The sequence below is a fragment of the Halomonas sp. Bachu 37 genome (assembly GCF_039691755.1).
Lineage (GTDB): Bacteria > Pseudomonadota > Gammaproteobacteria > Pseudomonadales > Halomonadaceae > Vreelandella > Vreelandella kashgarensis.
Genome location: NZ_CP137552.1, coordinates 2305570 through 2320919 on the forward strand (window position 1 = coordinate 2305570; position 15350 = coordinate 2320919).

A 15350-nucleotide genomic window follows, 5' to 3' on the forward strand; every position below is an offset into this window, starting at 1 on the left:
TGGCGTTTTCGATTCGCAAGGAGTGCTTGCATGGCCGCGTCCGATTCTCGCCAACTCCCGTTGACCGGTCTCAAGGTGCTGGAACTGGGCCAATTGATCGCCGGTCCCTTCGCCACCAAGTTGCTGGGCGAGTTCGGTGCCGATGTGATCAAGATCGAGCCGCCCGGCACCGGCGACCCACTTCGCAAATGGCGAAAGATCGAAGACGGAACCTCGCTCTGGTGGCACGTGCAGACACGCAACAAGCGCTCGGTAGCGCTGGACCTGCGGAGCGCGGATGGCCAGGCCCTGGTGCGCCGTCTCGCCGCCGAGGCGGACGTGGTGGTGGAGAACTTCCGCCCCGGCACCCTGGACAACTGGGAGCTTGGCTGGGAGACCCTTTCCGCCCTCAATCCGCGGCTGATCATGGTGCATATTTCCGGCTACGGACAGACCGGGCCTTATCGCGACAAACCCGGTTTCGGCGTGATCGGCGAAGCCATGGGCGGCTTGCGCTATCTGACCGGCCAACCCGGGGAGCCGTCGGTGCGGGTGGGGGTCAGCATCGGCGACTCGCTCTCCGCGCTATACGCGGTGATCGGCACATTGCTGGCGCTGCAAGAGCGCAACCGCAGCGGCCTGGGCCAGGAGATCGACGTGGCGCTGTACGAGTCGGTCTTCGCCATGATGGAGAGTCTGCTGCCGGAATACGATGCCAGTGGCGAAATACGTGAGCCCAGCGGCAGTGCCTTGCCGGGCATTACTCCCTCCAATGCCTATCGCTGCCAGGGCGGTGACTACGTTCTGATCGCCGGCAACGGCGACAGCATCTTCAAGCGTCTGATGGAGGTGATCGGCCGGCCGGAGATCGCCGATGACCCGAACCTGGCGCACAACGACGGACGTAGCCGCCAGGCCGAGATGATCGATGCCGCCATCCAGGCATGGACCCAGGAGCGCCCGCGTGACGAGATCCTTACTGCGCTTGACGCCGCCCGGGTGCCGGCGGGCTATCCCTATACCGCCGCCGATATCGCCAACGACCCGCACTACGCCGCCCGCGAGATGCTCCAGACCATTCAACGCCCTAACGGCAAGCCACTGAAGGTGCCCGGGGTGCTCCCCAAGCTGAGTGCCACGCCGGGCCGCCTGGGCGAAGGCGGTGCGGAACTGGGCAAGCATACCGACGAGGTGCTCGACGAGCTGGGTATCGACCAGGCGACCCGCGACAAGCTGCGCCAGGCCGGCATCATTTGATTACGGCAGCCAAGCGCGGCAGCGCTACAAGGAGTTTTCATGAGTCAGTTGCAGATCAATGAAGTGGCCCCCCGCGACGGCCTGCAGATCGAGGCCCGTTTCGTCCCCACGGCGGACAAGATCCGCTGGATCGACGACCTCTCCGCCACTGGGCTGGCGCGCATCGAAGCCACGTCCTTTACCTCGCCGAAGGCGATACCCAACCTGGCGGATGCCGCGGAAGTGGTCGTCGGCATCCAGCGCCGCTCGGGAGTGGAAATCACCGTACTGGTGCCCAACCTCAAGGGTTGCGAGCGCGCCCTGGCCTGCGGGGTCGACGAGATCAACCTGGTCATGTCCGCCAGCGATTCCCACGGCCTGGCCAACCTGCGCATGACGCCGGAGCAGTCCCTGGCGCAGTTCGAGACGATCGTCGCCAAGGCTCAAGGCAGCGGCGTGTTCGTCAACGCCTCGCTCTCCACCGCATTCGGTTGCCCCTTCGAAGGCGATGTGCCGCAAGAGCGTGTCTTGGCGCTGGTGGAACGCCTGCTTGGCTTAGGCATACAAGGCGTGACCCTGTGCGACACCACCGGAATGGCCGACCCCGCCCAGGTGGGCGAGCTATGCCGAGCGGTGACGGCCCGCTGGCCCCAGACGCCCTTCACGCTCCACTTTCACAATACACGCGGCATGGGGCTGGCCAACGCCCTGGCGGCCTGGCAGGCGGGAATCACCCGTTTCGATGCCGCACTCGGCGGCCTGGGCGGCTGTCCCTACGCCCCCGGCGCCACCGGCAATGTCTGCACCGAAGACCTGGTGCATATGTTCGAGCGAATGGGCGTGGCAACCGGGGTGGATCTCGACGCGCTGCTGGCCGTCTCTGCCAAGCTACCCGACCTCGTCGGTCACGCCACGCCCGGCCAGGTGGTCAAGGCGGGCAAGGCCGACCGGCGCTACCCCATGCCGCAACGCGGCTAAGCGTCACTGCCATTGCTGGTGGCGCAGCCGCTCGGCGATCGTCTCCACATCGCCCGATTCGCCGAGTACGTCGCGGAGATTGGCGAAGCGGGCGCCCTAGATGCCGCCGGGGGATGTCTTTCGGTAGTTCGTGGCCACCGGACGGCCGCAGAAAAAACGGTACCCCTGGGCGATATGATAACCGCAGTGGGTTTCGGCATCGGCGATGATCGCCTTCAACCGCTCATCGTATTCGTCCGTCTCGCGGCCCTTTACCAGTCTCTTGGCAATCGCCCCCTCCGACACGCTGACATCGAACACGCTTTCCACCTCCCATAGCGCACTGACACGCTTGTTGCGGTAGATGCCGACATAGCGGTGCGGGGTATAGCCGCGGCTGACCGGCTGAAAGTAGATGCCGTACGTCTCGTTGAGTTCGTAGCTCTGCCCGCAGGGCACGATGCGCATCAGGTAGGGCGACTGGTCGAACAATCCGACGTCATTGCAGTACTCCACGTAGTCGTCGACGATCTCCTTGATATCGTACTCGTACGCCTGGAACAGCGACTGGGCGTGGCGGCACACGTCCTCGTAGGTGACGCTCTTGAACACCACCCCCGGCATTTCGCTTGCAATCCGCTCCGCCAGGCGGCGCTCCACTGTCGGTGAGTGTTTCTTGCTCAGCAGCAGCAGTATCTTCTGCGCCTCGTCGCCGAAGCCCCTGGCATGGCGCAGCAGTTGGTCGTCATTGCGCCCCGAGTCCACCTTGGCCTCCACCAGCACCTTGAAGCTCGGCTGGGAGATGCTGCCGTCCGGCACCGAGTCGGTACCCCGGACCTGCTGGTTGATGGAGACGCCGATGTCAAGATCCACGCCGGTGAGTTCGGACAGGAAGGCCGCCGCGCGCTTGGGCGAGTAGGCGTAGATGCGCGCAAAGAGTTGCAGGGTATTGTTGGTGACGGTGTTTTCCACACTCGAATAACGCTGGAAATAGGTAATCTTCGACACGGGGTTTCCTTGGTCGGTTTCGGGGCGGGGTCGGCATGGGCGCGTTACCCGGTCGCCTGGGCGGAGGTTACCGCATTCACCAGGCGCAATGGAGCGAGATCCACCAGGCTGGTGCAGACCTGCCGTGCCTGGGCATTGGCCGCGCAGCAGGTCTGCGCCTGGAGGACCAGCATGATGGCGGGGGCACTGTGGTATGTCCCGCGCAAGTGCAGGCGAAGCACGAAGCGGCCCCGGCCACGGTTCCACACCAGCCAGGCCTCGCCCTGGCGAATCGGGGCATCATCGACCACCACTTCCTCTATGCAGCGGGCCGCCAGGGGTTCGGCCAGGATGGCCTTCAACCAGCCTTCGTGATGGGGAGTCGCCGCTCTTCCCAGGCCGGGGCCACGCTGGCTACGCTGCGCTGACTGCGGCGCAGACAGGGTCGCTGCCACCGGGGCCACATAGCGGCGCAAGCGCCTCGTCTGGTCGCGCATGGATCGAGCCTTGCGGGCATAGCGTCGCTGCAGCCCGGCCAGCTCGCGACGGGCCTTGCGGCACATGTACATCAGCTTGTCCCTCTCTTCGCGTGGCACCCGGCCCTGGCGTGGGAGCACGCCGCCCATGGCCTGCTCGTTTCCCTGGGCCTGGTGGGCCTGGCTCAGGCGAGTTTCCAGTCCGGTGAGCAACGCTTCGCCGGACACGATGACATGGTGGACCTCCAGCACCTCCCGCCGACGCTGCTGGCAGGTTCGCAGCGCCCCGGTGATGTAACGACCACGCAGCCACCAGGCGATACCGGCCGCGGCACCGAAAAGCAGCCAGACAAGCCCGCGGCTCATTCCTCCGTTAAGCGCGGAAAGCGTCGCTAGCCGCAGGCTTGCCTCGGCCAGCACCAGGGGCACCACCGCCAGTGCCAGCCCCGCCAATGACCAATCACGTCTGCTCGGCATACTCGTGCCCTCTCGTCGTTGCGTCCTGGAATGGAGACAAGCACCATAACGAACGCCTGCGTCACTTAGTGACGCATCAAGACGCTAAATCAGCGAATGCTCATTGAGAGTCGGTTTAGCCTCTCGGCGCGAGGAAACGACCTGAGAACGCCTGAAGACGGGTCTGCAAAACAGGAAGAGAAACAAGAGAGAGACAAGATGGCGGAAACACGCGAACCGCTGCCGCGCTACCTGGCGTTGCTCGAACTGATTCCCCGGGCACCACGCTTCATCGACACCCCCACGTTGCTGAACAGACTCCACGCCCAAGGATTTAATAGCGACATACGAGCGCTGCAGCGCGACCTGAGCGGCCCGCTGATGCGGCGCTTCCCGCTGCAGTGCGACGATAGCCACAAGCCGTTCCGCTGGTCGTTTCCCAGTCACTACCAGCTCTCGTTGCCCGGGCTGGACCTGCCGCAAGCGTTGGCCTGGGTCATGGCGGAGGCCCACCTGAGCAACCTGCTGCCGGAGGTGGTACTGGCGCAGCTGGAGCCCCAGTTCAACCTGGCCCGCAAGCAGCTCGACGGCCTGGATGGCAACGGCTTCGGCCAGTGGGCCCAGCGCGTTCGTACCGTGACACCCGGGCTAACGCTGCTGCCGGCGCGGATCGAGGCAAGCATCTGGCAGGCGGTGACCGACGCCCTTCTGCGCCAACAGGCGCTTGCGGTGCGCTACCTGTCGCGTACCCGGGAGACCGAGTCCACGCTCCTGCTTCATCCCCAGGGGCTGGTCAGCCGCCACGGCGTCTCCTATCTAGTGGCGCTGGTCAACGACTACGACGACCCCCGCCACTTCGCCCTGCACCGGCTGCGCCACGCCGCCCCGAGCGATAAGCCCTGGCGGGAGGCGACGGATTTCGACCTCGATACGCATATTCAGGAAGGTGCATTCGCCTACCGCGAGGGGCCGCAGACCGTGCGGCTGGTGGCCGAGGTGGCGCCCTCCATCGCCTGGTTGCTCAGCGAAACCCCACTGTGCGACGCGCAGACGCTGTACTCGCTGCCCGGCGGTGAGGCCTACCGGCTGGAAGCCGAGGTCCCCGACGACAAGCAGACCCTGTGGTGGCTGCGGGGCCTGGGCGCCCACGTTCACGTGCTTGCCCCGGCGCATTGGCGCGAGGACATACGCGAGCACGCCCGGCGAATCCTCGCCCGTGAATGAGCCTTGCCGCCGTATCCCTCAGGAAAATCGCCGCATGGTCGGTATTTACCCCAGGACTCGGCAACTTTTAACGCCGACTCACAGCACCTCGTCATCACGGCCGACCTCGACATAATCCAGCTCGCCGGTGGTCAACGACACCTCGACACGCAGCTGAATCGGTGCGCAGCACTGATGGCAATCCTCGTACGTCTCATGGCTGCCTTGTGACGTATCAATCAGAAACTCGAGGAGACTGTCGCAATAGGGACAGTTGAAGTGATACGCCACGATGGCATCGCTCTGCATAAGGCCTCCCGCGACAATAACTCTCTGAAAGTGCAGTTTTCACTTTAGCCGCCATGCAGTGCTGCGGCCATGTGCGCTCTAGGCGGCCTGCCGCCCTCACGATTTGAGGGCGGTAGCGTTTTCCGCAACGACCTGTTCCTTCTTAGAGTGGAGACAAGCCACCGCTTTCCTGAGAAAATGAGAAAATATCGCATATAAAATATTTTCTCATGAAAGGAGTTCCGATGAAGGCTACGATTTCCTCCTCGACCGTCGCCGCGATGTTGCTGCTTACAGCGGTTGGTGCCGCTGCCAACGACGACCAGCGCATTGCCACCTTCGACCTGGGAAGCCTGGACACCATCGACGCCCTGGGTTTGAGCACGCATGTGGTTGGCGTGCCGAAAGCCAGTCTGCCCGACTATCTGGCGCAGTATGCCAGCGATGACTACATCGACATCGGCGGCCTGCGTTCTCCCGACATGGACGCCATCAGCGAAAGCGACCCCAGCCTGATTCTCTACACCGGCCGTCAAGGCGAGTGGGAAGAAGAACTTGCCGATATCGCCCCGCTGTTCGACACCACCCTGCAGGGCGATGACTACCTGGCGGCGTTCGATGCCAATGTACGTGAGCTGGCCGGTCGGCTGGCGGTGGAAAGCGCAGCGGAAGAGGCCCTTGAAAGCCTGCATGCCGAGATTGAAAGCCACCGCGAAGCACTGAGTCACGCCCCCCGGACGCTGGTGGTCACTCACAACGGCGGCAATTTGATGCTCAACCGACATCCCGTGATACACGAGGTGCTGGGCGTCGCGGCGCTCGATATGCCCGAAAGCGTTAAATCGGAAACCCGTGGCACCCGGACCTTCACCCCGCTTTCACCGGAAGCGATTGGCGAGATTGATCCAGAGGTCGTGCTGGTGATCGACCGCAGCGCCGCGATCGGCGATGAGCCCGCCGATGCCGACAGCCTGAGTCAAACCTTTGAGAACGCCGGGACCGAAGCGCGGGTCGTCATGCTCACACCCGCGCTCTGGTACCTCTCCGGTGGCGGCCTGCAGAGCCTGGAGCGTCAAGTCGATGAAGTGGTCACCGCGCTGAAGCACTAATCACCACGCTGCCGGCGTATGCCGGCAGCGTACAGCATACTCCCGATTAGAAGGCTTCCCACTCCTCGGCGTGGTGCGCGGGCTTGACGGGCCGGGCCGGGGCGGGACGGGCAGATGGCAAGCTCGCGGTGGCGCGCCGAGCGGGCTGCGGCTGCGCCAGAGCTGCTGGGGCCGGCTCCTCATCGCTGAGGCGGAACGATGACACCGCCTGTTCAAGGCGCGCAGCCTGCTCTTCAAGCGACTCCGCTGCCGAAGAGGCCTGCTGGACCAGGGCAGCGTTCTGCTGGGTCACCTCATCCATTTGCGCCACGGCCTGGTTGACCTGCTCGATACCCGAGCTCTGCTCTTGGGATGCTGCCGATATCTCGTCCATGATATCGGTGACACGACGTACCGACGCCACCACCTCACGCATGGTTTCCCCTGCGCTTTCCACCAGTACTGAGCCGTCGCGAATCTGGGTCGAGGAAGCCTCGATCAGTGCCTTGATCTCCTTGGCGGCATCGGCGCTGCGGCTGGCCAGGTTACGCACTTCGCTGGCGACGACGGCGAAACCGCGGCCCTGCTCACCCGCCCGGGCGGCTTCCACCGAGGCATTGAGCGCCAGGATATTGGTCTGGAAGGCAATGGAGTCGATCACACCGATGATATCCACCACCTTCTTGGAGCTGTCATTGATTCCGTGCATGGTAGTGATGACCTGCTCCACGACCTCGCCGCCCTGGCCCGCCGTGCTCGATGCCGCATTGGCGAGCGTGCTGGCCTGGCGGGCATTATCGGCATTCTGCTTCACCGTGGCCGTCAACTCTTCCATGCTGGCGGCGGTTTCCTGCAGTGAGGAGGCTTGCTGCTCCGTGCGCGAGGATAGATCGGCATTGCCGCTGGCGATTTCCCGGGCGCCGATATGGATGGAGCCGCTGCTGTCGCGCACCCCCGAGACGGTCTCGACCAGGCCCGCCTGCATGTGCTGAATGGCATAGAAAAGCTTGCCGATTTCATTGCGGCCGCGATCGGCGATGCGGCTCGAAAGGTCGCCCTGGGCGATGCGTTCGAAGTACAGCACCGCTTCATCCAACGGCTTGACGATGGCGCCGATCATGGCGATACGCACGAACAGTACCACCAGCGCGGTGAGAATCAGCGCGGCTATCTCGATGTAACCGAACAGCTTCATCTCATCGCCGTAATCGGTTATCAACTGATGGCTATGCTCAATGGCATAGTCGTTGTACGCCTGGCTTGCAGCGATAAAGGCCTGATTCAAACGATCCCCTTCGCGCTTGGCGGCACGGAAGGCAGCTTCATCGCCACGCTGCAAGGCATCGCCCTGGAGGATCAACCCCTGCTGAACCACCGCGTCGAAGGCCGTTACCAGGGAAGCGGCCAGCTCCGGCTGCAGGGCTTCCGGCTCGGCGGCCATGAAGCGCGAGAAATACTCCTGAGCCGCCGAGCGAAACTGCAAGGCCTGCTCCAAGTAGGTACGGGCCAATTCGCGATCCCCTTCGTTTCGAGCATCCAGACTATTCATGTAGAAGAGCTGAGTATCGGCCAGCGCGACCTGGCTGCGATTGAGTGGATAAAGCTGTTCCAGGGCCACGTCTTCCAACTCGACCATCGACTCGCTGCCCTGTTTTCCCGACTGATAGCCAAGAAAGGCGATAATAAGTATCAATACTGAAAAGATCGCGAGTACGACAGTCAGACTGAGTTTGACCGAAAGATTGCTGAGCATACGGTTCATTGAGCAGGGTCCTCTACACCGAAATAATGAGTTATCGGTATACGCTAAAATGTTTAATATCCGTTTGGCCCAGATCAATAACCAGTATTGCCCTCATGGGCGTACTGCTCGTCCGGGACGATACCTTAATCGGCCAGAAAAAAAGTGACTTTAACGTTAAATCCCTTCATTTTAGCAAGTTAGCAGGCTTTCAATTAGCTTGTTTATCAAATATCCCTAAATGTAAAAGAACTAGATTAATAAAAACTAATCAAACTCATAGTTATTATTCTGTCGCGTTTTCATAAGCATTTATTTATCAAGGGATTATTTATAGGGTTTTATTTAACCCAATCGTTAAATAGCAATACAAAAACGAATTGACTTGATTGTGATTGAGAGTATGAACGTATTGCGCCCTGGCGAAATTGCATTCACCAGGGCGCAGGAAAGTGGAACACACGCACTTCTACTGCTGAACGCGAATCCGGTACAGCACGCAGTAGACCACTGGTAGTACCACCAGGGTAAGCAGCGTCGCCACCCCGAGCCCACCGATCAACGCCACCGCCATGCTGGCGAAAAACGCATCGCTGATCAGCGGGATCATGCCCAGCATGGTGGTCAGCGCCGCCATCGCCACCGGGCGCACACGGCTGACCGCCGCGCGTACCACGGCGTGGTAGCGATGTTCATGTTGGGGCAGTTGCACGTTGATCTCCTCGACCAGCACGATGGCGTTCTTGATCACCATGCCGATCAAGCTCAGGGTGCCGAGCAATGCCATGAACGAGAACGGCAGGCCACTGAGCAACAAGGCACCGACCACCCCGATGATTGTCAACGGTACCAGTGTCCAGATGGCCAGCGGCTGGCGGAAGTTATTGAACAGCACCACGGTGATGATGAACATGATCGCCAGGCCCAGCGGCAGAGAGGCAAACAGTCCGCTTTGCGCCTCGCTCGAGGTTTCGTATTCGCCTCCCCACTCCAGACGATAGCCTGGCGGCAGTTCAAGGGCTTCGACTTGCGGGCGCACCCGTTCCAGCACACTCGCCGCGGTCATGCCGCTCAGAGGGTGCGGCTCGCCATAAACCGCCAGCATGCGCTGGCGATTACGGCGCAGGATCAAGGGATCGGAGACGTTGGTAGTAACCCGTTCGATGACCTGGTCGGCGCTGATGTAGCGTCCGCGCTCTTCGCTCCAGACGTTCAGGGAGCCGAAGTTGTCGACGTCGTGGCGTTGCGCTTCACGGGCCCTGGCGACGATCGGAATCAGGTCGCTGCCGTCGCGGTAGATGCCTACCCGCGTCCCGCTGGTGCTGAGTGCCAGAGTATCGGCCAGGTCCTCGCGGCTGACACCGAGCCGCCGCGCGGTATCCTCGAGAAACACCGGTTCGATGGCCTGCACCCGATTGCGCCAGTTCTGACGTACGCTGGTGATCAGCGGCTCATCGCGGAACAGCGCTTCGACCTGGCCGCCAATGCGGCGCAATACCTCGGGGTCGTTACCGTAGAAGCGCGCCTCCAGCTTGGCCTTGGGCGCCGGGCCGACTTCCAGTGGAACGATCTTGTAGTCGACATCGGGATGATTACGCTCCAGTGCCGCTTCGACGTCGGCCATGCGCTCGCGCTGCGTCTGCTTGTCGTCGGTTTCGACGATCAGTTGGGCATAGCTCGCGTAGCGATCTTCCGGGGCATAAGTCAGGGTGAAGCGCTGCGCGCCACCACCGATCGTGGTGGTCAGGTGCTTCACGCCGTCCATTGCCATCACCGTCTCTTCCAGCTCCCCGGCACGCCGCTGGGTTTCCAGGATATCGGTGCCTTCCGGCATCCAGTAATCGACAAAGAAGATGGGGGTATTCGAGGCGGGGAAAAAGGCGTTCTTGACGAAGGTGAAACCGTAGCCGGCACTCACCAGGATCACCGTCACCAGCACCAGCGTGGCCCAGCGCATGCGAATGGCGAAGACGATCAGGCGACTGAAGAAGCGGTAGACGATCCCGCGATAGGGGTCCTCGTCGCCATCGCCCATGGCGACGTTCCGGAAGAACATGGCGAAGAAGAACGGGGTCAGGGTCAGCGCGGTTACCCAGCTCAACAGCAGCGAATAGAGCAGCACGAAGAACAGCGAGCCGATGAACTCGCCGGTGGTGTCGGGCGATAGCCCGATTGGCGCGAACGCCGCCACCGCAATCAATGTCGCAGCCAGCAGCGGCCAGGCATTCTGGCTGATCACCTGGTGGGCGGATTCGCGTATCGACTGGCCGCGCTTCAGGCCGACCAGCATGCCTTCTGTGATGACGATGGCGTTATCGACGAGCATGCCGAGCGCAATGATCAGGGCGCCCAGCGAGATCTTTTCCAGCTGCAACCCGTGAATGCGCATCATCATGAAGGTACCGACGATGGTGATGAGCAGGATCAACCCCATCAACAGGCCGCTACGCCAGCCCATGAACACCATCAGCACCACGATCACGATGCCGACCGCCTGGATCAGGTTGAGCAGAAAGCCGGACACGGATTCATCGACCACCTGGGGCTGGTCGTAGACCACGTTGAGCTCCATGCCCAGGGGAGTGCGCTCCTGCAGCTCGGCCAAGCGCTGGTCGAGCCGTTCACCCACATCAACGACGTTCACACCGCTCTTGAAGGAGACACCCAATGACAGTGCCGGCCGGCCCATGTCGCGATACAGGTGCTGGGGTCGATCGGCCAGCTCCCGGCGGATCTCGGCGATATCGCTCAAGCGAACCAGCTCGCCGCCGCCTTCGCTGACGATCAGCTCGCGCAGGTCTTCGATATCGGCGGCACTGCCGGTCGGGGTGATACGAAAGCGCCGTCCGTCCTGTTTGAGGTGGCCGCCATCGGCGACGGCATTCTGGGTGGAGAGCAGCTGCTGCAAGCGGGGCAGCGGAATATTCAGTGCTCGCAGTTGCTCGCGATCGAACTCGACATAGATGCGCTCCCCGTGTTCACCGCCCAGAGAAACCTTTTCCACGCCATCCACCAGCGCCAGCTCGCGCTTGAGGAAATCCGCATGATCGGCAAGGTCGGTCATCGAGTAGCCCTCGCCGGTCAGATTGACCATCAGGCCGAACACGTCGCCGAAATCGTCATTGACCTGGGACTGGCTGGCACCAGGGGGCAACCGATCCTGAACATCCCCTACCTTGCGCCGCAGCGAGTCCCACAGCTGTTCGAGTTCCTCGTTCTGGACGGTACTCTGCAGCTCCACGGTGATCTGTGACAGGCCGTCGGAGCTGACCGAGCTGATGCGTTTGATCGACGGCATCTCCTGGATCGACTCCTCCAGGGTCGAGGTGACCTCCTGCTCGACTTCCTGGGGCGTGGCGCCGGGATATTGCGTCGTCACCAAAGCGTTGCGGATGGTGAATTCGGGAAATTCGAGCTGGCCCATGCCGAGAAACGAGAGCGTGCCGCCTACCAGAAGCACCACCGTCATCAACCAGCTGACGGCCCTGTGGCGTAGGAAGTAATCGACCATGTCAGAGCCCCCGCTCCTTTTCCCATGGCGTCACTGTCATTCCTTTCTGCAAGCGGTGTGCCCCGGCGGACACCAGGCGATCCCCCGCGGCCAGGTCGCCGCTCACCTCGAGCCCTTGCGACGTCAGAGTGCCGACTTCCACGGGCACCGGCTCGAGGCTGTCGGGTGCCTCGAAGCGCCATACTCGTGCCTGGTCGGGGTCGTCCGCCGCGTAGCTGACCGCCTCGGGCGGGACTCGCCACACCGCGCCGATGTCCCGTGACATCCAGGCCCCCAGATTCAGGCGGACATTGGCGCTCATGCCATCCAGCAAGGTGATGTCGTCCGGTTGCGGCAAGGTCAAGGTGACTTCGTAGGCCAGACTCTGTTCGCTGGCCTGAGTGGTATAGGACTTGAGCTGGGCCAGGTAGGGAGCGCCGTCGTTGGAGAAGCGCACCTCATGGGCCAATTCATCGGCAAACGGCAATGAACTTTCGCTGGAGGGAGTCATGCGCCGCACGATCTGTTCCGGCAGATGAAAGACCACATCGAGCTGACCGGGCTGCTGAATCACCGCCACGGTCTCCTGCACCTGGACGAACTGCCGGTTGTCGACGGGAACGCGGGCGATCACGCCATCGTAGGGGGCACGCAGGCGGGTGTGTTCGAGCTGTTCCTCGGCCTGCTCATACGCAGAGCGAGCGGCGCGCAATTCGCTTTTCGCCTCGTCAAAGCGTGCCTGGCTGATGGCGCCGCGCTCGACCGTGTAACGCATGCGCTCAAAGGTCGCCTCCGCCAGCTCCAGGCTGGAGCGGGCGCTATCGAGTTCACTGCGGGCGATACGGTCATCGATCCGGGCGATGACGTCACCCTCTTCCACACGCTGGCCCGCTTCGACGTTGAGTTCCAGCAGCTCCCCCGCCATGCGAAACGAGAGATTGCTGCGGGTGGACGCTTCGACCCGGGCCGGAAACTGACGCAGCAGGGTGGCGCTGGCGTCATCCAGGGTGATCAGTTTTACCGGTCGAACCGACTCTTGCTGCGGGGACTGGGATTGTGACTGGTTGCAGCCAACCACAGTGAACAGGACCAATAGCCCCAACACTAGGCGAATGAATTTGGCGGGCACGACGACGGCTCCTGATGACGTTGACTGGCTCGTTTTTCACTGACATTCATGAATGTCAGTGAGCGAGTATACTAGACACCCAGTGGCGACATTGCCATTCACCAATGCCAAAATAAGCGATGCTTATCACTCAGGAGGCGCCATGACCCGTCGCAAGGCCGATGCCGAACGTACCCGCGAGGCAATTCTCGATGCGGCGGAAGCCACCTTTCTTGCCCAGGGGGTCGCCCGCACCACCCTGGCGCATATCGCGCAGGCGGCGGGGGTAACCCGGGGAGCGATCTACTGGCATTTCGCCGACAAGAACGCGTTGTTCGATGCGCTGCTGGAACGGGTGCGTATCCCGCTCGATGAAATCGTCGACGACGCCATCCACGCGCTCGGCACTACACCCGTCGCCTGTCTACGCGACATCGCCCGGCGCTCGCTGGAAGGCATATGCCACGACCTGCCGCTTCAGCGGGTGGCCACCATCGTGCTGCACCGCTGCGAAAAGCTCGAAGACGACCATCCCCGCATCTGCATGATCACAAGGCTCTCCGAGCACGCCAAAACACGCGTCGAGCAACTGTTCGAACAGACCCAGGCAGCGGGCAACTTACGTGACGACCTGACTCCCGCCAGCGCCCGCCGCCAATTTCACAGTTTCCTGATCGGTACCTGTTTCGACTGGCTGCAAGACCCCCAGCAGTATTCGTTGGCCGAGGAGAGCAATAGCATGGTGGAAACATTGATGCGCGGGTTGTTCATCAACCGGCCCTGAAACAGGCGTGGCGTTACTCGTATAAAAGAGCTGAACGAAGCTGGCATCAACGTATGCTTTGTTGAGAACTCCATCTTCGCCCCTTGGTGTTCGCTGATTACCGACAAGAGTGCGCGCGTACTCAACATCGGAGAGCGTTACGGTTTTGAGGTAGGCAAACTTGTTCGTGCCCACTGGATGAAAAGCAAGCAAACTGTCTAAGTGTCGGTAAAGCCCTGCCCCTTGACGGTGCTTAGTTCACATCCAGCAAGTAGCCGTAAAACGCTGTGTTACGTTGCCAGCCCAGTGACTCGTAGAGGCGCTGGGCGCATTCGTTATCCACCTGCGTCATCAAAACCAAACGCGCCACACCATGCTCGCGGGCAAGCTGGGTAGCGGCTTCCATCAAGGCTCGGCCTGCTCCCTTTTCACGGTTATCCGGCGACACGAAGAGATCGTTCAACGTCCAGCGCGAATTCAACCCCACCGTGGAAACACCGGGATAGAGCTGGACAAAGCCGGTCAGCGTACCTTCAGTATTCACACTCACCAGGATGCGCGAATCCGCCTGCCCAAAGCGCTGACGCAAAAAGTCCCTTGCCGCCTGCACATCGCTTGGCTGTTGGTAGAACTGGCGATAGCCATCCAATAGCTCGGTTAAAACATCGAGGTCATCGATAGTCGCTGTACGAACAGTGGTCATCAGCAATCTCCTTGGGCAGGGGAATGACATCCCAGTATATTGTCTGGATTCATTCCTGCAGTAGTGTATCGTCCTTTACACATCTATTGATAAACCGAATACAAAGGGGACAACACGTTCCCGATGGGGTCAACGTGGTTCAATCGCTCTCTTCGCAAACAGCATCCCGCGCATCGAGATACAAGGCATGGTGCGTACACGCCTTCACTGCCAGCGGGGTGCTGCTCGGCACCATGGCGCTGCTCGCATTGATCGACAATAATCCGGTCGCTTGCCTTCTCTGGCTGGGTGCCGCAATGATGGTCGATGCGTACGATGGCACATTGGCGCGCAAGTACGATGTGAAGACCATACTGCCCCATTTCGATGGCTCGACGCTCGATATGGTCATCGATTATCTTACCTGGGCCTTTATCCCCGCCCTTTTTATCTACTTCTTCATTGACTTGCCGCCCAATCTCGAACTGCTGTCGGTATTCATCATTCTGCTGTCATCCATGTTCTGCTTCTGCAACACCAATATGAAAAGCCAGGATAATTACTTCGTTGGCTTTCCTGCCGCCTGGAATATCGCCGCCGCCTATTTCTATATTCTCGATTTTCCACCCTGGCTTACCTTTGCCGCTATCCTCTTTCTGGCCATCCTCACCGTCACGCGCATGAAGTTTCTTCACCCCTTTAGAGTGCGCACGTTTATGCCGCTCAATATCGCCGTTACCCTGATATGGTGTGCATGCGCCACGCTACTCATTCTCTCGAGCCCCGAGCATGCTGCCTGGGCACTATGGGGATGGGGTATTACCTCGGTTTACTTTGTGAGCATGTGCGTGTGGAGGACAGCTCAGGAGTGGCTCGAGTAAACCAAGCGCTCGTTG

13 protein-coding genes and 1 pseudogene are annotated in these 15350 nt (G+C 61.3%); 7 read left to right on the forward strand and 7 right to left on the reverse strand.

The window, feature by feature from the left end; translation table 11 throughout:
* The first annotated feature begins 30 nt into the window (after positions 1 to 30).
* Complete coding sequence (locus R5M92_RS10595; RefSeq protein ID WP_346795899.1) at positions 31 to 1236, forward strand: CoA transferase; 1206 nt, start codon at positions 31 to 33, stop codon at positions 1234 to 1236.
* 39 nt (positions 1237 to 1275) lie between these two features.
* Positions 1276 to 2193: a hydroxymethylglutaryl-CoA lyase gene (locus tag R5M92_RS10600; protein WP_346795900.1), complete on the forward strand. Its 918-nt coding sequence runs from the start codon at positions 1276 to 1278 to the stop codon at positions 2191 to 2193.
* Positions 2194 to 2289: 96 nt separating this feature from the next.
* On the opposite strand, the gene R5M92_RS10605 is transcribed toward R5M92_RS10600, so the two are convergent.
* Both R5M92_RS10605 and R5M92_RS10610 read right to left on the reverse strand, forming a co-directional pair.
* Positions 2290 to 3180: a hypothetical protein gene (locus R5M92_RS10605; protein ID WP_346795901.1), complete on the reverse strand. Its 891-nt coding sequence runs from the start codon at positions 3178 to 3180 to the stop codon at positions 2290 to 2292.
* Between the two features lie 44 nt (positions 3181 to 3224).
* On the reverse strand, positions 3225 to 4112 hold the full coding sequence (locus R5M92_RS10610) for a hypothetical protein (RefSeq protein ID WP_346795902.1): 888 nt from the start codon (positions 4110 to 4112) through the stop codon (positions 3225 to 3227).
* Positions 4113 to 4310: 198 nt separating this feature from the next.
* On the opposite strand from R5M92_RS10610, the gene R5M92_RS10615 reads away from it, so the two are divergent.
* On the forward strand, positions 4311 to 5315 hold the full coding sequence (locus R5M92_RS10615; RefSeq protein WP_346795903.1) for a WYL domain-containing protein: 1005 nt from the start codon (positions 4311 to 4313) through the stop codon (positions 5313 to 5315).
* A 78-nt stretch (positions 5316 to 5393) separates the two neighbouring features.
* Here R5M92_RS10615 and R5M92_RS10620 read toward each other — a convergent pair whose 3' ends face one another.
* Positions 5394 to 5603: a CPXCG motif-containing cysteine-rich protein gene (locus R5M92_RS10620; protein ID WP_346795904.1), complete on the reverse strand. Its 210-nt coding sequence runs from the start codon at positions 5601 to 5603 to the stop codon at positions 5394 to 5396.
* Between the two features lie 224 nt (positions 5604 to 5827).
* On the opposite strand from R5M92_RS10620, the gene R5M92_RS10625 reads away from it, so the two are divergent.
* A complete protein-coding gene (locus R5M92_RS10625; protein WP_346795905.1) occupies positions 5828 to 6691 on the forward strand; it encodes an ABC transporter substrate-binding protein in 864 nt (287 codons plus the stop codon).
* A gap of 46 nt (positions 6692 to 6737) precedes the next feature.
* Here the strand turns inward: R5M92_RS10625 and R5M92_RS10630 are convergent, their stop codons facing one another.
* The 3 genes from R5M92_RS10630 to R5M92_RS10640 all read right to left on the reverse strand — a co-directional run bounded on the left by R5M92_RS10630 (position 6738) and on the right by R5M92_RS10640 (position 13030).
* Positions 6738 to 8432 carry a methyl-accepting chemotaxis protein gene (locus R5M92_RS10630; RefSeq protein WP_346795906.1) on the reverse strand — a complete coding sequence of 565 codons (1695 nt, stop codon included), beginning with the start codon at positions 8430 to 8432 and terminating at the stop codon, positions 6738 to 6740.
* 448 nt (positions 8433 to 8880) lie between these two features.
* Positions 8881 to 11922, reverse strand: coding sequence for an efflux RND transporter permease subunit (locus tag R5M92_RS10635; RefSeq protein ID WP_346795908.1), 3042 nt, complete (start codon positions 11920 to 11922; stop codon positions 8881 to 8883).
* Position 11923: 1 nt separating this feature from the next.
* Entirely contained in the window at positions 11924 to 13030 is a 1107-nt protein-coding gene (locus R5M92_RS10640; RefSeq protein ID WP_346795909.1) for an efflux RND transporter periplasmic adaptor subunit, read from the reverse strand.
* 142 nt (positions 13031 to 13172) lie between these two features.
* On the opposite strand from R5M92_RS10640, the gene R5M92_RS10645 reads away from it, so the two are divergent.
* Together R5M92_RS10645 and R5M92_RS10650 are read left to right on the forward strand one after the other, a co-directional pair.
* Positions 13173 to 13793 carry a TetR family transcriptional regulator gene (locus R5M92_RS10645; protein ID WP_346795910.1) on the forward strand — a complete coding sequence of 207 codons (621 nt, stop codon included), beginning with the start codon at positions 13173 to 13175 and terminating at the stop codon, positions 13791 to 13793.
* Positions 13794 to 13796: 3 nt separating this feature from the next.
* A pseudogene (locus R5M92_RS10650) lies at positions 13797 to 13952 on the forward strand (cytosine deaminase); the annotation flags it as partial.
* Between the two features lie 73 nt (positions 13953 to 14025).
* Here R5M92_RS10650 and R5M92_RS10655 read toward each other — a convergent pair.
* Positions 14026 to 14475: a GNAT family N-acetyltransferase gene (locus tag R5M92_RS10655; RefSeq protein WP_346795911.1), complete on the reverse strand. Its 450-nt coding sequence runs from the start codon at positions 14473 to 14475 to the stop codon at positions 14026 to 14028.
* 134 nt (positions 14476 to 14609) lie between these two features.
* Between R5M92_RS10655 and pcsA the strand changes: the two genes are divergently transcribed.
* Positions 14610 to 15335 carry a phosphatidylcholine synthase gene (pcsA, locus tag R5M92_RS10660; RefSeq protein ID WP_346795912.1) on the forward strand — a complete coding sequence of 242 codons (726 nt, stop codon included), beginning with the start codon at positions 14610 to 14612 and terminating at the stop codon, positions 15333 to 15335.
* Positions 15336 to 15350: the final 15 nt, after the last annotated feature.